Source organism: Lelliottia sp. WB101 (genome assembly GCF_003051885.1).
GTDB classification, from domain to species: Bacteria; Pseudomonadota; Gammaproteobacteria; order Enterobacterales; family Enterobacteriaceae; genus Enterobacter; species Enterobacter nimipressuralis.
Genome location: NZ_CP028520.1, coordinates 1,982,894 through 2,000,715 on the forward strand (window position 1 = coordinate 1,982,894; position 17,822 = coordinate 2,000,715).

The following is a 17,822-nucleotide window of genomic DNA, read 5'->3' on the forward strand; positions in this document are numbered from 1 at the left end:
ATGGACCAAAAACGACTTACCCACCTGCGGCAACTTGAAGCGGAAAGCATCCATATTATCCGCGAGGTGGCTGCCGAATTTTCGAACCCGGTGATGATGTACTCGATCGGGAAAGATTCCAGCGTCATGCTGCATCTGGCGCGTAAAGCGTTTTATCCGGGCACTTTGCCGTTCCCGCTGCTTCACGTGGATACTGGCTGGAAATTCCGCGAAATGTACGAGTTCCGCGACCGTACCGCCAAAGCCTACGGCTGCGAGCTGCTGGTGCACAAAAACCCGGAAGGGGTGGCGATGGGCATCAATCCGTTCGTCCACGGCAGCGCGAAACACACGGATATCATGAAAACCGAAGGGCTGAAGCAGGCTCTGAACAAATACGGTTTTGATGCGGCCTTCGGCGGCGCGCGCCGTGACGAAGAGAAATCCCGCGCCAAAGAGCGAATCTATTCTTTCCGCGACCGCTTCCACCGCTGGGACCCGAAAAACCAGCGCCCGGAGCTGTGGCACAACTACAACGGCCAGATTAATAAAGGCGAAAGCATCCGCGTCTTCCCGCTCTCCAACTGGACCGAGCTGGATATCTGGCAGTATATCTATCTGGAAAATATCGAAATCGTTCCGCTGTATCTGGCGGCAGAGCGTCCGGTGCTGGAACGCGACGGAATGCTGATGATGATCGACGACGATCGTATCGATTTGCAGCCGGGCGAAGTGATCAAAAAACAGATGGTCCGCTTCCGTACGCTGGGCTGCTGGCCGTTGACAGGTGCAGTGGAATCAAACGCGCAGACGCTGCCGGAGATTATCGAAGAGATGCTGGTCTCCACCACCAGTGAGCGACAGGGGCGCATGATCGACCGCGACCAGGCAGGCTCAATGGAGCTGAAGAAACGTCAGGGTTATTTCTAAGGAGCCGCCATGAACACCACTATTGCACAACAAATTGCTGATGAAGGCGGCGTGGAAGCTTACCTGCACGCCCAGCAGCACAAAAGCCTGCTGCGCTTTCTGACCTGCGGCAGCGTCGATGACGGGAAAAGCACCCTGATTGGACGACTGCTGCATGACACGCGACAGATTTACGAAGACCAGCTCTCCTCCCTGCACAATGACAGCAAACGTCACGGCACCCAGGGCGAAAAACTCGATCTGGCGCTGCTGGTGGATGGCCTGCAGGCTGAACGCGAGCAGGGGATTACCATCGACGTGGCGTACCGCTATTTCTCTACCGAAAAGCGCAAATTCATCATTGCCGACACCCCAGGGCATGAGCAGTACACCCGTAACATGGCCACGGGCGCCTCGACCTGTGAGCTGGCAATCCTGCTGATGGACGCGCGCAAAGGCGTGCTCGATCAGACCCGTCGCCACAGCTTTATCTCCACGCTGCTCGGCATCAAACACCTGGTGGTGGCAGTCAACAAAATGGATTTGGTGAATTTCAGCGAAGAAAAATTCGAGGAGATCCGCCAGAGCTATCTGACTTTCGCCGCGCAGCTGCCGGGCAATCTGGATATTCGCTTTGTGCCGCTCTCCGCGCTGGAGGGCGATAACGTGGCCTCCCAGAGCGTGAACATGCCGTGGTACAGCGGCCCGACGCTGCTGGAAGTGCTGGAAACCGTCGAAATTCAACGCCCCGTGGAAAGCCAGCCGATGCGCTTCCCGGTGCAATATGTCAACCGTCCAAACCTCGATTTCCGTGGCTTCTCCGGGACGATTGCTTCCGGCGTGGTGAAGGTTGGCCAGCGCGTGAAAGCGCTGCCGTCCGGTGTGGAATCGACCATTGCCCGTATCGTCACCTTCGACGGCGATTTGCCGGAAGCGGGCGCGGGCGAAGCGGTGACTCTGGTACTGAAGGACGAGATTGATATTAGCCGCGGTGATTTGCTGCTGGATGCGCAGGAGAGCGTGCCGGCCGTGCAAAGCGCGTCCCTGGACGTGGTGTGGATGGCGGAGCAACCGCTGACAGCGGGCCAAAGCTATGACATCAAAATCGCGGGCAAGAAAACCCGTGCGCGCGTCGATAGCATTCATTACCAGGTGGACATCAACAATCTGGCGCAGCACCAGGTTTCAGAATTGCCGCTGAACGGTATTGGTCTGGTGGATCTCACTTTTGATGAGCCGCTGGTGCTCGACAAATATCAGCAAAACCCAGTGACGGGCGGCCTGATCTTTATCGACAGACTGACTAACGTCACCGTGGGTGCCGGGATGGTGCGCGAGCCGCACGAGCAGGCAACCGCAGCGCCTTCTGAATTTAGCGCCTTTGAGCTGGAGCTGAACGCGCTGGTCCGCAAACACTTCCCGCACTGGGGCGCACGCGATTTGCTGGGAGGAAAATAATGGCGCAGCACGATGAGAACGTCGTCTGGCATCCTCATCCGGTAACCGTTGCCGCGCGCGAACAACTCCACGGTCATCGTGGGGTTGTGCTGTGGTTTACCGGGCTGTCTGGTTCCGGTAAATCCACCGTGGCCGGGGCGCTGGAAGAGGCGCTGCATCAGCAGGGGGTCAGTACCTATCTGCTCGATGGCGACAACGTGCGCCACGGCCTGTGCAGCGATTTGGGATTTAGCGATGACGATCGTAAAGAGAACATTCGCCGCGTAGGGGAAGTGGCGAGCCTGATGGCTGATGCAGGGCTGGTCGTATTAACCGCCTTTATCTCGCCACATCGCGCCGAGCGACAGATGGTGCGCGAGCGCGTGGGTCACGAGCGGTTTATCGAAGTGTTTGTCGATACGCCGCTTGAGGTGTGCGAAGCGCGCGATCCGAAAGGGCTTTATAAAAAGGCCCGTGCGGGTGAGCTGCGTAATTTCACCGGCATTGACTCGGTTTACGAAGCCCCTGAATCACCAGAGATTCACCTGGAAGGTCAACAATTGGTAACAAATTTAGTAGGCCAATTATTAGACCTGCTCAGACAGGGCGATATTATCAGATCCTGAGACGGTATCGAACGGATAGCTCGCTGCCCGTAAGATGTGTCATGGTCACAGGATCTGCTATGCGTAACAGTGAGAATTACATTATCACCACGTCGGACACCGTATCGACTGATGACGACACGACCTGGTCACTTCCTGGGGCCGTGGTCGGCTTCGTCTCGTGGTTGCTGGCGCTCGGCATCCCGTTTCTGATCTATGGCCGCAATACGCTGTTTTTCTTCCTCTACACCTGGCCTTTCTTTCTCGCGCTGATGCCCGTCGCGGTTGTGGTTGGCATTGCGCTGCACTCGCTGCTGAATGGCCGCCTGTTCTACAGCACCATTATCACCATTGCCACCGTGGTCATCATTTTCGGCCTGCTGTTTTTATGGCTGATGGGCTAACTTGCGACATAATTAAAACCCCAGAGTAGAGTCGAACGGAAAGTTATGGGATGATGATGCCGTTTTTCAGGGGGCTGGATGGGTAAATTAACACTGCTGTTGCTGGCTTTGCTGGTCTGGCTACAGTATTCGCTGTGGTTCGGTAAGAACGGTCTTCACGACTACAGTCGCGTCAATGATGACGTCACGGCACAGCAGGCAACAAACGCAAAACTCAAAGCGCGAAACGATCAACTCTTTGCCGAAATTGACGACCTCAATGGCGGGCAAGAAGCGATTGAGGAACGCGCACGCAACGAACTCAGTATGACTAAGCCGGGCGAGACTTTTTATCGTCTGGTGCCGGATGCGTCTAAACGCAGTCAGGGCTCAGCACAAAACAATCGATAATCAGGCCCAGGATTACGACATGGCAGTGACTTTTTCGGATGTATGCGCTGTGGTACCGGCAGCAGGTTTCGGTCGGCGCATGCAAACAGAGTGTCCTAAGCAGTACCTTTCCATTGGCGATAAAACGATCCTTGAACACTCCGTCGCGGCGCTGCTGGCGCATCCACGGGTGACGCGCGTCGTGATCGCCATCAGTCCGGGCGATGCCCGTTTTGCCGATCTACCGCTGGCAAATCACCCACAGATTACCGTCGTTGATGGTGGCACAGAGCGCGCCGACTCCGTTCTTGCAGGCCTTCGCGCGGCGGGTGATGCCGAGTGGGTGCTGGTGCACGACGCTGCACGCCCCTGCCTGCATCAGGACGATCTGGCCCGTCTGCTTAAGCTCAGCGAAACCAGCGCCACGGGTGGCATTCTGGCCTCGCCCGTGCGCGACACCATGAAGCGCGCAGAGCCGGGCGTGCAAGCTATCGCTCATACCGTTGAGCGCGTCGATTTATGGCACGCGCTGACCCCCCAGTTTTTCCCCCGCGAACTGCTCAAAAGCTGTTTAACCCGCGCCCTCAATGAAGGCGCCACCATCACCGACGAAGCCTCGGCGCTGGAGTATTGCGGTTTTCACCCTGAGCTGATTGAGGGGCGCGCTGATAATATAAAAGTGACGCGCCCGGAAGACTTACAGCTCGCGGAATTTTATCTTACCCGTACGATCCCTCAGGAGAAGGCATAATGCGAATTGGACACGGTTTTGACGTACACGCCTTTGGCGGCGTTGGCCCGATTATCATTGGCGGCGTACGCATTCCCTTCGAGAAAGGCTTGCTCGCGCACTCTGATGGCGATGTTGCGCTGCATGCCTTAACCGATGCTCTGCTCGGTGCGGCGGCGCTGGGCGATATCGGTAAACTGTTCCCGGACACCGATCCGGCGTTTAAAGGCGCGGACAGCCGCGAGCTGCTGCGTGAAGCCTGGCGCCGGATTCAGGCGAAGGGCTATACCCTCGGTAATGTCGATGTGACGATCATCGCTCAGGCGCCAAAAATGCTGCCGCACATTCCGCAGATGCGCGTTTTTATCGCTGAAGATCTCGGCTGCCATATGGATGACGTTAACGTCAAAGCGACCACCACCGAGAAGCTCGGCTTTACCGGTCGCGGCGAAGGCATCGCCTGTGAGGCTGTGGCGCTGCTGGTGAAGGCGGCCAAATGATCGACTTTGCTAACCTGACGTATCTGCACGGCAAACCACAGGGAAATGGCCTGCTGAAAGCCAGCCCAGAAGATTTCGTGGTCGTGGAAGATCTCGGCTTTGAGCCGGACGGCGAAGGCGAGCATATTCTGGTGCGTATTCTGAAAAACGGCTGCAACACCCGTTTTGTGGCCGATGCGCTGGCAAAATTCCTCAAGATTCATGCCCGTGAAGTGAGCTTTGCGGGGCAAAAAGACAAACATGCGGTCACGGAACAGTGGCTGTGCGCGCGCGTGCCGGGCAATGCGATGCCTGATTTAAGCAAATTTGAGCTTGAAGGCTGTAAAGTGCTGGAGTACGCCCGCCACAAGCGCAAGCTGCGCTTGGGGGCGCTTCAGGGCAATACGTTTACTCTTGTGCTGCGTGAAGTCACAGACCGTGATGACGTCGAAAAACGTCTGACGGCCATTAACGAGCAGGGCGTGCCGAACTATTTCGGTACCCAGCGTTTCGGGATTGGCGGCAGCAATTTGCAGGGCGCGCTGCGCTGGGCGCAGAGCAATGCCCCGGTTCGCGACAGGAATAAACGCAGTTTTTGGTTGTCTGCAGCCCGCAGTGCGTTGTTTAATCAGATTGTGAGCGAACGACTGAAAAAAACGGACGCGAATCAAGTTGTTGTCGGCGATGCGCTACAATTAGCGGGACGCGGCAGTTGGTTCGTCGCCACAAGCGATGAAATGGCCGATCTGCAGGCACGCGTCGAGAATAAAACGCTGTTGATTACCGCCGCGCTGCCCGGCTCGGGAGAGTGGGGAACGCAGGGCGACGCGCTGGTCGCGGAGCAGGCGGCGGTTGCAGAGGCGACAGAATTACAATCATTGCTGGTGCGGGAGAAAGTTGAAGCGGCACGCCGCGCGATGCTGCTCTATCCGCAGCAGCTAAGCTGGAACTGGTGGGATGACGTAACCGTAGAGTTACGTTTCTGGCTGCCGGCAGGGAGCTTTGCCACCAGTGTTGTCAGGGAACTAATCAATACGTCGGGTGACTATGCGAATATTGCTGAGTAACGATGATGGGATCCATGCGCCTGGAATTCAGACGCTGGCTAAACACCTTCGCGAGTTTGCCGAGGTGCAGGTTGTTGCTCCCGATCGTAACCGCAGCGGTGCCTCCAACTCATTAACGCTGGAGTCGTCCCTTCGCACTTTTACCTATGAAAACGGCGATATCGCGGTGCAGATGGGGACGCCAACGGACTGCGTTTTCCTCGGCGTGAACGCACTGATGCGCCCGCGCCCGGACGTGGTGGTCTCAGGCATCAACGCTGGCCCAAATCTGGGCGATGACGTGATCTACTCCGGAACGGTTGCGGCAGCGATGGAGGGGCGTCATCTCGGGTTCCCGGCGCTGGCGGTCTCGCTCAATGGTTACACCCATTACGATACGGCTGCTGCCGTCACCTGTTCGATCCTGCGCGCCCTCAGCCGTGAGCCGCTGCGCACCGGTCGCATTCTGAATATCAACGTGCCGGATCTGCCTCTTGCCGAGATCAAAGGTATTCGTGTGACGCGCTGTGGCAGTCGCCATCCAGCCGATCAGGTTATCCCTCAGCAAGATCCGCGCGGAAATACGCTTTACTGGATTGGTCCTCCTGGCGAGCAGTGCGACGCCGGGCCAGATACGGACTTTGCGGCGGTGGATGCAGGCTATGTGTCCGTTACGCCGCTGCACGTAGATTTAACCGCCTATAACGCGCAAGATGTGGTCTCAGGCTGGCTGGAACGTGCCGGGGTGAACACACAATGGTAAGTAAACGTGTACAAGCTCTTCTGACTCAATTACGCACTCAGGGCATCACCGACGAGCGTGTGCTTGAGGCAATCTCACAGGTTCCGCGTGAGAAATTTGTGGATGAGGCGTTTGAACACAAAGCGTGGGAAAACGTAGCCTTGCCGATCGGGCAAGGGCAGACGATTTCACAGCCGTATATGGTTGCGCGCATGACGGAGCTGCTGGAGCTGACGCCGGAATCCCGGGTGCTGGAAATCGGCACTGGTTCAGGGTATCAGACGGCGATTCTGGCCCATCTCGTCCATCACGTCTGCTCCGTCGAGCGAATTAAAGGCTTGCAGTGGCACGCCCGTCGTCGCCTTAAACAGCTTGATTTACATAACGTTTCCACTCGTCACGGCGATGGCTGGCAGGGCTGGCAGGCCCGTGCGCCATTTGATGCCATTATCGTGACGGCAGCACCGCTTGAGATCCCGGCCGCGCTTCTGGCGCAGCTGGACGATGGCGGTATTCTCGTTTTGCCGGTGGGCGATGAACAACAGCTTCTGAAGCGTGTTTGTCGACGGGGCGGCGAGTTCATTATCGATACCGTTGAAGCCGTGCGTTTTGTGCCTCTTGTTAAGGGAGAGCTTGCCTGATACTCGGAATTTTCCAGGGTTATTCGGAAAAATTCAGCGTATGGTGTGGCGCAAAAGGTTCGAGCCATCACGGTTAATTTTAAGTCACTGGTAGTTAACACATTCCTGGGGGATAAATGAGCGCGGGAAGCCCGAAATTCACCATCAGCCGTGTCGCGGCATTGTCATTGGTTTCGCTTTGGCTGGCAGGTTGCACGAGTTCTAATAACCCCCCTGCGCCAGTGAGCTCAGTTGGCGGGAGCAGCAATTCGGGGAATACTTCCGGTGGAATGCTGATTACGCCTCCGCCTAAAATGGGCACTGCGGCACCGCAGCAAACTCCGCAGATCCAGCCTGTTCAAACGCCGATCACGCAGCCAACTCAGATTCAGCCAGTGCAACAACCTGTGCAGACCGAGAATGGCCGCATAGTCTATAACCGCAAGTATGGGAACATTCCGAAAGGAAGTTATACGGGCGGCAGCACCTACACCGTAAAACGTGGCGATACGCTATTCTATATCGCGTGGATCACCGGGAACGATTTCCGTGACCTCGCCCAGCGAAATAACGTACAAGCCCCGTATGGCCTGGAAGTCGGCCAGACGCTGCAGGTTGGTAATGCGACCGGTACGCCGCTGACCCCAGGCAACTCTGTTTCAGCCGCGGATGTCACCGCGCAAAACAATAGTGTGAAACCTGCGCAAAATACCAGCGCGGTGGTTGCTTCACAACCAACAATTACGTATTCTGAAGACTCAGGTGAACAGAGTGCTAACAAAATGTTGCCGAATAATAAGCCGTCTGCGACTGTCGTCACAGCACCGGTTACGGCACCTGTGGTTAGCTCTTCCGTACCGACTGCCAGCAGTCAAACCGCCAGTGCGCCAATTTCAACCTGGCGTTGGCCGACTGATGGCAAGGTTATCGAGAACTTCTCTTCCTCCGAGGGGGGAAACAAAGGGATCGATATCGCAGGAAGTAAGGGACAGGCAATCATCGCGACCGCAGATGGACGCGTTGTATATGCCGGTAACGCTCTGCGCGGTTACGGTAATCTTATTATCATCAAACATAACGATGATTACCTGAGTGCCTACGCCCATAACGATACAATGCTGGTCCGGGAACAACAAGAAATCAAGGCGGGGCAAAAAATCGCTACCATGGGTAGCACCGGCACCAGTTCTACACGCTTGCATTTTGAAATTCGTTACAAGGGGAAATCCGTAAACCCGCTGCAATATTTACCGCAGCGATAATTTGACGGGACATACCACTTCAGGGTGTCTCGTTCAGGGATCACGGGTAGGAGCCACCTTATGAGTCAGAATACGCTGAAAGTTCATGATTTAAATGAAGATGCGGAATTTGATGAGAACGGAGCCGAGTCTTTTGATGAGAAAGCCTTGGTTGAAGAGGAACCCAGTGATAACGATTTAGCTGAAGAAGAGCTGTTATCGCAGGGCGCCACACAGCGTGTGCTTGACGCGACTCAGCTTTACCTTGGGGAGATTGGTTATTCCCCACTGTTAACGGCCGAAGAAGAAGTCTATTTCGCGCGTCGCGCATTGCGTGGAGATGTAGCCTCACGCCGCCGCATGATCGAAAGTAACCTGCGTCTGGTGGTGAAAATTGCTCGTCGTTACAGCAATCGTGGTCTGGCACTGCTGGATCTGATTGAAGAGGGCAACCTGGGCCTGATCCGCGCCGTTGAGAAGTTTGACCCAGAACGTGGGTTCCGTTTCTCTACGTACGCGACCTGGTGGATTCGTCAGACTATCGAACGGGCGATTATGAACCAAACCCGTACGATCCGCCTGCCGATTCACATCGTCAAAGAGTTGAACGTCTATCTGCGTACTGCACGTGAGTTGTCCCATAAACTGGATCACGAGCCAAGTGCGGAAGAGATTGCCGAGCAGCTCGATAAACCGGTTGATGACGTAAGCCGTATGCTGCGTCTTAACGAGCGCATTACCTCCGTCGACACCCCGCTGGGTGGCGATTCCGAAAAAGCGCTGCTGGACATCCTGGCCGATGAAAAAGACAACGGCCCGGAAGACACCACGCAAGACGATGATATGAAACAGAGCATCGTCAAATGGCTGTTCGAACTGAACGCCAAACAGCGTGAAGTGCTGGCACGTCGTTTCGGTCTGCTGGGGTATGAAGCTGCGACACTGGAAGATGTTGGCCGTGAGATTGGCCTGACTCGTGAACGTGTTCGTCAGATTCAGGTAGAAGGTTTGCGTCGCCTGCGTGAAATCCTGCAGGGACAAGGGCTGAATATCGAAGCGCTGTTCCGCGAATAAGCACCTTTTCATCAAAAAAGGCCCGTCGAGAGACGGGCCTTTTTCTTTTCTAACGTTCGACTGTTTCGTGAAGATGGCGCCAGAGCACGCTATCCCCTTGTTGACGTAATACCACGGTTGACCATCTCGGGGTCGTTGGCGTTGAAGGCTGATGCTGCACTTCGCGATAACGTAGCACTGCGCCATTCGGCCACGCCTCCAGCACGTCCACATTGTCGACTAAAATGGAAAGCCCCGGACGGCTGCCGCGCTGTGCCAGAAAGAACGCGCTCAGGGCAGGATAATCCAGGCATGCCCCGGTCGGTGTCACCATGGTAAATCCCTCGCAGAAATGCGCCATTAGCGCGTCGTGATCGCCTTCGCCTTTGCCGAGCCAGTTTTCAATGGCAATGTGCGCGTCGATGATTTCATCTTTAAACAGATTCATGATGGTTCCTTATGAAGGTGGATAAGTACCTGCTGGTTGTTCAGTCGGATCGCGCTAAACAGCGGTACAAGCGTGATGAGGCCTGCAAGAATGAATGTCCCGTGCCAGGCCTGAAGGGGGGTGAAAATCTGTTGCAGAGTGCTCAACATCACGGCCAGCAGCGTAGCCCCCAGAAGGAAACTCAGCTGGCGATTGATATTCCACAGCGCGCTGGCGTCCGGCATTTCGTCAAAGGCCACGTTGAGAAAAGCGGTGCTTTGAGCGGTGCTGCTGCACAGACTGCCACCAGCTCCCATCAGTACGAAGAGGGCGATGATGATGTATTCAGGGGTTGTCGCTGATACTACTGCTAAACCCGCGATTCCCGCCGCCTGCAGCAGACAGCCGGTGATTATCAACGGGCGTGGGCCAAGACGGTTGAAATATTTGCCGGTAGCGGAAATGGCGATAAACGAGGCGAGCGACCAGGGGAGCATCAGCGCACCCGTTGCCGCCGGGGTCATCTTCACCACACTCTGCAGATAAAACAGGCCGACCACGTTCACGCCAATGAAAATCCCCGGAACGCATAAATAGATCAGCATCGCGAAGCGTAGCAGCGGGTCGGACAGCAGCGGCAAATGCAGTAAACGAGCAGGCCCTGATGGCGTGGTGTCGTTTTTGAGCCACAGGCAGGCCAGCAGCAGCGTGACGACCGCAAGCGGCAGCGGTGCAAAAAAGATCCATCGCCAGCTAAAGAACTGAATAAGCACTCCACCCAGCGCCGGCGCACTCGCGGGAGCGAGCAGAGCGACCAGCATCACCGCTGTCGATAATCCGGCCCGCTCGTGGGGTTTAAACTGTTGCCACGCCAGGGCCTGCCCAACCGGGATCAGCAGACCACCGCCCGCTCCCTGAATCACCCGCCAGAAGATAAGATGGCTCAGTGACTCCGCCAGCCCGGCGGCGGACGCCGCAGCACAGAACAGGGTCAGGGAGAGAATAAAAAGGCGCTTTGCACCAATCCTGCGGGTGATAAGGGCGCTAAAAGGGATGACCAGCGTCATGCCTGCAATGTAGCCATTACTGACCCATGCCAGCGCAGGGGCGGATGCGTTTAGCTCCACCGCCATCGCCGGGAAGGCGACGCTGGCGATAAACATATTGATGAGGTCGAGAAAAAAGCCCAGCAGAAACACGATGGCGACTTTATGGCGATACGTCATGATTTACCCTCTGTTAAGGAGCGGTAATGTATCTGCCAGAAAGCGTGGGATAAACGGCATCGCTGGCGATATACTGTCAAAATAATTTTGACAGTAATGGCACTCAGCAATGCTCAATCTACAACGAATGACGATTTTCGTGGCGGTGGTGGATACCGGCAGTTTTACCGCGGCGGCCACTACGCTTGGGCAAACCAAAGCCGTTGTCAGTTTTAATATTCGCCAGCTGGAGAATGAGCTGGGTGTAACGTTACTCCTGCGCTCTACGCGTAGAATCACCCTCACGGAAGCGGGCGCGCTCTTTTATCAGCGCGGTGTCGAGCTGTTAAAAGCGGCGGAGAATTTGCAGGATGAAGTCAGGGCCAGCCACGTAGGGCTGAGCGGTGAGCTGCGAATCACCTCCACGCCGGAGTATGGCGCGCAGGTGATTATCCCGGTTCTGGCGGAGTTCAGTCGGCTTCATCCGGATTTACGGATACGCCACGTTGCGTCGTCGCATCATGCCGATTTGATTGCAGAACGTTTTGACGTCGCCATTAGACTGGGGACGCTGGCCGACTCTCGCTATCACGCCGCGCAGATTTCCCGTTTCGCGATTTTGCCCGTGGCTGCCCCTGAATGGCTCTCTGCACACCCGGTTGATTCGCTGGACGCACTGGCGCAGGCCGAGTGGTTGATTCATGACCGCCTTCCTGCGCCATTACGCTGGCAGGTGACGGATGCCTGTGGGAAAAAAGCGCTGTTAGAGATCACGCGCCCTGCGCGATTGTTTGCCGACAGCGCCCAGGCGCTGATGGCCTTTGCGCTCGCGGGAGCGGGCGTGGCATTGCTGCCAGAATGGCTGGTAAAAAGCGCACTGGAAAAGGGGCGGCTGATACACGTCTTACCCGACTACACCTTTGCGCAGCAGGGCATTTATGCGGTCTATCCCGATGCGCAGCATGTCTCGGCTAAGGTGCGCGTGTTTATCGACTATCTGCGCACCCGAGCCGGTTAATGCTGCCTGAGATAATTTACGCCAGATTCTTCAGGCGATAGATCCACTCCAGCGCCTGACGCGGTGTCAGAGAATCTGGATCGAGATTCTCCAGCGCTTCGAGCGCCGGGGAGGTCTCTTCTGCCAGCGTCAGCAACGACATCTGTGAGCCGTCAATCTGCGTCGCAGCAGCGTTCGGCGACAGGCTTTCCAGCTCGCGGAGTTTCTGGCGCGCGCGTTTAATCACCTCTTTTGGCACGCCCGCCAGCGCGGCAACGGCCAGGCCGTAGCTTTTGCTGGCCGCTCCGTCCTGCACCGTATGCATGAAAGCGATGGTATCGCCGTGCTCCAGCGCATCCAGATGAACGTTGGCGACACCCTCCATTTTCTCTGGCAGTTGCGTCAGTTCAAAGTAGTGCGTCGCAAACAGGGTCAGGGCTTTGATCTTATTAGCCAGACTTTCAGCGCACGCCCATGCAAGGGAAAGACCATCGTAGGTAGAGGTACCACGGCCGATCTCATCCATCAGCACCAGGCTGTTTTCCGTCGCGTTGTGCAGAATGTTGGCGGTTTCGGTCATCTCGACCATGAAGGTCGAGCGGCCGCTGGCCAGATCGTCCGCTGCGCCCACGCGGGTGAAGATGCGATCGATAGGACCGATCTCCACGCTCTGCGCCGGAACATAGCTGCCGATATAAGCCAGCAGGGCGATAAGCGCAGTCTGACGCATATAGGTACTTTTACCGCCCATGTTCGGGCCGGTGATGATCAGCATGCGACGCTGGGCGGAGAGGTTCAGCGGGTTGGCGATAAACGGCTCGTTGAGCACCTGCTCAACCACCGGATGACGCCCTTCGGCAATGCGTATACCTGGTTTGTCGCTGAATGTTGGACAGGTGTAATTGAGCGTATCAGCGCGTTCCGCCAGGTTCACCAGCACATCCAGCTCGGCGAGCGCGCTTGCGCTCAACTGCATATCAGCCAGGTGCGGCAGGAGCGTGTCGAACAGCTCTTCATAAAGCTGTTTTTCCAGCGCCAGGGCTTTGCCTTTTGAGGTGAGAACTTTGTCTTCGTACTCTTTCAGCTCTGGAATGATGTAGCGTTCAGCATTCTTTAGCGTCTGGCGACGAACGTAGTGAATCGGCGCCATGTGACTCTGTCCACGGCTGATTTGAATGTAATAGCCGTGAATCGCATTGTAGCCGACTTTCAGGGTATCCAGGCCCAGACGCTCACGCTCGCGGATCTCAAGCTTATCCAGATAATCAGTGGCCCCGTCTGCCAGGGCACGCCATTCGTCCAGCTCTTCGTTGTAACCCGGGGCAATCACACCGCCGTCGCGAACCAGCACCGGCGGTGCTTCCACAACCGCGCGCTCCAGCAGCTCGCGCAGCTCGGTAAATTCACCCATGCTTTCGCGCAGCTTTTGCACCGGCGCGCTGTCGACTTCCGCCAGCTGCGCGCGCAGTTCAGGTAATTGCTGGAAGGCGTGGCGCATACGGGCCAGATCGCGCGGACGCGCAGTGCGCAGCGCGAGACGGGCCAGAATACGTTCCAGATCGCCTACCTGGCGCAGCACGGGCTGTAGTTCTGTAAAGCGGTCCTGCAGCGCGCCAATGGTCTGCTGGCGGCTTTTCAGCACTGCCGTATCGCGCACCGGCATATGCAGCCAGCGTTTAAGCATACGGCTGCCCATCGGCGTGACGGTACTGTCGAGCACCGCCGCGAGCGTGTTTTCAACCCCACCGGCCAGATTCTGAGTGATCTCCAGATTACGGCGCGTAGCGGCATCCATGATGATGCTGTCCTGCTGACGCTCCATGGTAATTGAGCGAATGTGCGGCAGGGTGGTGCGCTGCGTGTCTTTCACATACTGCAGCAGGCAGCCTGCAGCGCAGAGACCGCGCGGGGCGTTCTCTACACCAAAGCCAATCAGGTCGCGGGTGCCAAACTGCAGGTTTAACTGCTGGCGAGCCGTGTCAATTTCGAACTCCCACAGCGGTCGACGGCGCAGACCACGACGCCCTTCAATCAGGGCCATCTCGGCGAAATCTTCGGCGTAAAGCAGTTCCGCCGGATTGGTGCGTTGCAGCTCTGCCGCCATGGTTTCACGGTCGGCGGGTTCGCTCAGGCGAAAACGCCCGGAGCTAATATCCAGCGTGGCGTAGCCGTAGCCTTTGCTGTCCTGCCAGATGGCGGCGAGCAGGTTATCCTGACGCTCCTGTAACAGCGCTTCGTCGCTGATGGTACCCGGCGTAACGATGCGCACAACCTTGCGCTCGACGGGGCCTTTGGAGGTCGCCGGATCGCCTATCTGTTCACAGATGGCAACGGATTCACCCTGATTCACCAGCTTCGCCAGATAGTTTTCCACTGCATGATGCGGGATCCCGGCCATCGGGATCGGTTCACCTGCTGACGCGCCACGTTTGGTCAGAGAGATGTCGAGCAGCTGCGACGCCCGTTTGGCATCGTCATAGAAAAGCTCGTAAAAGTCGCCCATACGATAAAACAGCAGAATTTCCGGATGCTGAGCTTTCAGTTTCAGGTACTGCTGCATCATCGGGGTATGCGCGGTTAAATTGTCGATTGTGCTCATGGAGTTATGATATCCATTTCTTTGAAATTGTTGCGTTTTGAGCGACCCACAGCTCGTTAATTCCCTCTATTGTCGCATGAAAAAATGGCGTGGAGCAGTAAAAAGTCGCGAGTTTACGCCGCCGCTTCATCCATCAGCTCAATGAGCAATTTCCCGTGTTCGACCCTCACCCGCACCTGCGAATTTGTTTTAAATCCTGCCTGTTCCAGCCAGTCGCCTTTCAGGCTGAGGGCGGGATGTACGCTGTAGCGCTTCGGAATTTTGGTCTTCCGATCTTCGTGACGCTTTCTGTAGTAGCCCACTTTAAGATGGCGATGGGGTTGAGCAATGATCATGTCAGACATAAAAACTCCCTTAACAGCGGCCAGGATGGCTTTAGATTTACCTGTATAAAATACCAGTAAAATGCGCCGGGAGTCGGTTTAAAACTGGAAGCGGCCTTCAGAAAATGAAATGCAAATGATGAAATCGGGCTGAAACAGGGGATATAAAAATGTATTATAAATGCACTTTATTAACCGGTAACGTGACATGTCAGGAAAACGCCTCTCCCGCGAAAAAGAGACTATCGGGAAAATGATTGCGCTGTATGAACAGCAATGCCCGGCGGCCACACATGAGGCAGGGCATTATCAGGCGCTGAAAGCCTATGCGGAAAAACGTCTGGATAAATGCGTGTTTGGTGAAGAGAAGCCCGCCTGCAAGCAATGCCCGGTGCACTGTTACCAGCCCGCAAAACGCGAAGAGATGAAGCAGATTATGCGCTGGGCAGGGCCGCGAATGCTGTGGCGTCACCCGATTTTGACGATTCGTCATCTGATTGACGATCGCCGCCCGGTGCCAGAGCTGCCGGAAAAATATCGTCCGAAGACGTGATGCCGTGCCGGGCACGGCATATTTCGTCTAGACCAGCATATCCTTCTCAATACCCAGCCGTTTCATGCGTGAAAGCAGCGTGGTGCGCTTCAGCCCCAGGCGCTGGGCGGCACCCTTCGGCCCGGCGACCACGCCGTTGGTCTCTTTAAGAATGCGGACAATCAGCTGGTATTCGTCCTCACCCTCCTGCGGAAGTTCTGCCGCAGGCAGCGGATTTTCTGCAACCATCAGCTCCGGCAGAGAGAGCTGTAACACGTTGCCGCGCGTTAACAGCACTGCCCGCTCAATAACGTTTTCCAGCTCACGGACGTTACCCGGCCACTCCATCGCGGAGAGCGTGCGCAGGGTTTCCGCCGGAATACTGTCGATATTGCGCCCCATCCGGCGGGCGATTTTGGCGGTAAAAGCTTTGACCAGCAGCGGAATGTCGTCCGGGCGTTCGCGCAAGGGAGGCAGGCAAATCGGGAACACGTTCAGGCGATAGTAGAGATCGTTACGGAACTCGCGATCGGCAACCATCTTTTTCAGATCGCGGTTAGTGGCGGCGATCAGGCGCACGTCGGTCTGGATCAGTTTGTTACTGCCGAGGCGTTCGAACTCCTGTTCCTGCAGCACGCGCAGCAGTTTTGGCTGCAACTCCAGCGGCATATCGCCCACTTCATCGAGGAACAGCGAGCTTTTATCGGCCAGTTCAAAACGACCGATGCGCTGGGTACTTGCGCCCGTAAACGCCCCGCGTTCGTGACCAAACAGATCGCTCTCGAGCAGTCCTGCCGGCATCGCCGCGCAGTTCATTTTCACCATTCGGCGGCTGTTGCGGTTGCTCAGATTGTGGATCGCGCGGGCGATCAGCTCTTTACCGGTGCCGGTTTCGCCGAGGATCAGCACCGTGCTGTCGCTCTGGGCCACCATCTCCACCTGCTTGAGCACGCTGAACATCGCGTCGCTGCGGCCAATGATCTCGCCGAATTCGCTGTCGACATTGTTCAGCTGTTCCGTCAGGGCCAGGTTCTCATCCACCAGCCGCTCTTTCAGGCGGTGAATCTCCTGATACGCCAGCGCATTATCGAGGGCGATGGCGATGCGCTCGGCAATCTGGCGCAGCAGCTTTAAGTTGGTGGTGGTAAAGATGTGCTCTTCACACTGGGCCAGTTTCAGTACGCCGAGCATGGTGTTGCCGGACATCAGCGGCAGCAGGCACAGGGTCTGGATCTGGTTGCCCCAGGAGTTAAACAGCATTCGCTCGTAGGGGGCCAGTTCGTCGCGCTCGCTCAGATTGAGCAGCAGCATCTCTTTGTTTTTAAACACCTGTTCGGACAAGGTTCCGGCTTCGTCAACTTCGCTCTGCTCATGGGCCGGGTTAGTTTCATCCAGATAGTGCGTGGAATGAATGGTCAGTTTGCCCTTACGATGACCCCGCAGCACGATGCTGATGGCGTCTATTTTGAAGTAGTGATGGATCTCTTTGGCGACTTCGCTCACCAGCTCGTCCATGTCCAGCCGGGAGAGCACCGCGTTAGTGATGGCGACCAGAATGCGGAAGTTATCACGCTCGCGGCTCAGCAGATCGTAGTCGACATTATCCGTGACCCGGCTGTGGATCTGCTCCGCCACCACGCTGACAATTTGCGTAAAGGTATGCAGGCGCTCGTACTCCGCCTCGCTCCACGGCTGATCGGCGTTACGGATAAACTCACAGCCGCCAAAGATACGCCCATCCACCGCCAGTGGCAGCAGGCCGTAATGACCGAAGGGCGCATACAGCGGGCTTTCTGCAAGCCGTGGCCAGGCCTGGCGAAACTCGTCGAAATTGCAGTGCAGAGCGTCCGGGCGCGACAGAATACGACGCACAGGGCCGTGCGCCAGCACCGTTTCATCTTCATATTCGACAGGCTTGCCGTTATCGCGCGTAGCATAGTAGCTGGCGCGATGACTGGTGCTGTTCCAGAGCACAATCGCGGCGCTGTCTGCGAGGGCTGACTGCCTGACCAGCCGTGTGAGGGCATCGCTCAGTGAACCCAGGTCGGGCTGCTGTAAAAGTGTACGCGTAATATCAAACAGCCCTTGCTGTCCAAGATCGCTCATCGGTGTATACGACATATCG

Annotated in this window: 19 protein-coding genes; 14 read left to right on the forward strand and 5 right to left on the reverse strand. The window is 56.5% G+C overall.

All coding sequences use genetic code 11. The features are described from left to right. The 12 genes from cysD (at nt 1) to rpoS (ending at nt 9,635) form a co-directional block, all read left to right on the forward strand. A complete protein-coding gene (gene cysD / locus DAI21_RS09465; RefSeq protein ID WP_095283121.1) occupies nt 1–909 on the forward strand; it encodes a sulfate adenylyltransferase subunit CysD in 909 nt (302 codons plus the stop codon). Nucleotides 910–918: 9 nt separating this feature from the next. Next, nucleotides 919–2,346 (forward strand): sulfate adenylyltransferase subunit CysN, encoded by a 1,428-nt coding sequence (gene cysN, locus DAI21_RS09470; RefSeq protein ID WP_100779132.1) that lies wholly within the window; start codon nt 919–921, stop codon nt 2,344–2,346. Then, nucleotides 2,346–2,951 carry an adenylyl-sulfate kinase gene (gene cysC, locus DAI21_RS09475; RefSeq protein ID WP_107702938.1) on the forward strand — a complete coding sequence of 202 codons (606 nt, stop codon included), beginning with the start codon at nt 2,346–2,348 and terminating at the stop codon, nt 2,949–2,951. The genes cysN and cysC overlap by 1 nt, the downstream gene beginning before the upstream one ends. A 59-nt stretch (nt 2,952–3,010) precedes the next feature. Then, nucleotides 3,011–3,334, forward strand: coding sequence for a DUF3561 family protein (locus DAI21_RS09480; protein WP_100779134.1), 324 nt, complete (start codon nt 3,011–3,013; stop codon nt 3,332–3,334). 78 nt (nt 3,335–3,412) lie between these two features. Beyond that, on the forward strand, nt 3,413–3,724 hold the full coding sequence (gene ftsB / locus DAI21_RS09485) for a cell division protein FtsB (protein ID WP_100779135.1): 312 nt from the start codon (nt 3,413–3,415) through the stop codon (nt 3,722–3,724). Between the two features lie 19 nt (nt 3,725–3,743). After that, nucleotides 3,744–4,454, forward strand: coding sequence for a 2-C-methyl-D-erythritol 4-phosphate cytidylyltransferase (gene ispD / locus DAI21_RS09490; RefSeq protein ID WP_107702939.1), 711 nt, complete (start codon nt 3,744–3,746; stop codon nt 4,452–4,454). Beyond that, nucleotides 4,454–4,933 (forward strand): 2-C-methyl-D-erythritol 2,4-cyclodiphosphate synthase, encoded by a 480-nt coding sequence (ispF, locus tag DAI21_RS09495; RefSeq protein ID WP_017457714.1) that lies wholly within the window; start codon nt 4,454–4,456, stop codon nt 4,931–4,933. Before ispD ends, ispF begins: the two co-directional genes overlap by 1 nt. After that, nucleotides 4,930–5,979: a tRNA pseudouridine(13) synthase TruD gene (gene truD / locus DAI21_RS09500; protein ID WP_107702940.1), complete on the forward strand. Its 1,050-nt coding sequence runs from the start codon at nt 4,930–4,932 to the stop codon at nt 5,977–5,979. The genes ispF and truD overlap by 4 nt, the downstream gene beginning before the upstream one ends. After that, nucleotides 5,960–6,721, forward strand: coding sequence for a 5'/3'-nucleotidase SurE (gene surE, locus DAI21_RS09505; protein ID WP_100779138.1), 762 nt, complete (start codon nt 5,960–5,962; stop codon nt 6,719–6,721). Before truD ends, surE begins: the two co-directional genes overlap by 20 nt. Then, entirely contained in the window at nt 6,715–7,341 is a 627-nt protein-coding gene (locus DAI21_RS09510; protein ID WP_100779139.1) for a protein-L-isoaspartate(D-aspartate) O-methyltransferase, read from the forward strand. The genes surE and DAI21_RS09510 overlap by 7 nt, the downstream gene beginning before the upstream one ends. A 116-nt stretch (nt 7,342–7,457) precedes the next feature. Continuing rightward, nucleotides 7,458–8,582, forward strand: a complete 1,125-nt coding sequence (gene nlpD, locus DAI21_RS09515) for a murein hydrolase activator NlpD (RefSeq protein WP_100779140.1) — start codon at nt 7,458–7,460, stop codon at nt 8,580–8,582. Nucleotides 8,583–8,642: 60 nt separating this feature from the next. Next, nucleotides 8,643–9,635 carry an RNA polymerase sigma factor RpoS gene (gene rpoS / locus DAI21_RS09520; protein ID WP_095283101.1) on the forward strand — a complete coding sequence of 331 codons (993 nt, stop codon included), beginning with the start codon at nt 8,643–8,645 and terminating at the stop codon, nt 9,633–9,635. A gap of 49 nt (nt 9,636–9,684) precedes the next feature. Here the strand turns inward: rpoS and DAI21_RS09525 are convergent, their stop codons facing one another. Further along, on the reverse strand, nt 9,685–10,062 hold the full coding sequence (locus tag DAI21_RS09525; protein WP_107702941.1) for a DUF4440 domain-containing protein: 378 nt from the start codon (nt 10,060–10,062) through the stop codon (nt 9,685–9,687). Then, nucleotides 10,059–11,267, reverse strand: coding sequence for an MFS transporter (locus DAI21_RS09530; protein ID WP_107702942.1), 1,209 nt, complete (start codon nt 11,265–11,267; stop codon nt 10,059–10,061). Before DAI21_RS09530 ends, DAI21_RS09525 begins: the two co-directional genes overlap by 4 nt. A gap of 109 nt (nt 11,268–11,376) precedes the next feature. Here DAI21_RS09530 and DAI21_RS09535 point away from each other — a divergent pair, with 109 nt between their 5' ends. After that, nucleotides 11,377–12,264, forward strand: a complete 888-nt coding sequence (locus DAI21_RS09535; RefSeq protein WP_107702943.1) for a LysR family transcriptional regulator — start codon at nt 11,377–11,379, stop codon at nt 12,262–12,264. A 16-nt stretch (nt 12,265–12,280) separates the two neighbouring features. Here DAI21_RS09535 and mutS read toward each other — a convergent pair whose 3' ends face one another. Further along, nucleotides 12,281–14,842: a DNA mismatch repair protein MutS gene (mutS, locus tag DAI21_RS09540; protein WP_107702944.1), complete on the reverse strand. Its 2,562-nt coding sequence runs from the start codon at nt 14,840–14,842 to the stop codon at nt 12,281–12,283. A gap of 113 nt (nt 14,843–14,955) precedes the next feature. Next, entirely contained in the window at nt 14,956–15,186 is a 231-nt protein-coding gene (locus DAI21_RS09545; protein ID WP_100779145.1) for a SymE family type I addiction module toxin, read from the reverse strand. A 187-nt stretch (nt 15,187–15,373) separates the two neighbouring features. Here DAI21_RS09545 and DAI21_RS09550 point away from each other — a divergent pair, with 187 nt between their 5' ends. Then, entirely contained in the window at nt 15,374–15,718 is a 345-nt protein-coding gene (locus DAI21_RS09550; RefSeq protein ID WP_100779146.1) for a nitrous oxide-stimulated promoter family protein, read from the forward strand. A gap of 27 nt (nt 15,719–15,745) precedes the next feature. Here the strand turns inward: DAI21_RS09550 and flhA are convergent, their stop codons facing one another. Continuing rightward, complete coding sequence (gene flhA, locus DAI21_RS09555; RefSeq protein ID WP_107702945.1) at nt 15,746–17,818, reverse strand: formate hydrogenlyase transcriptional activator FlhA; 2,073 nt, start codon at nt 17,816–17,818, stop codon at nt 15,746–15,748. Nucleotides 17,819–17,822 lie beyond the last annotated feature (4 nt).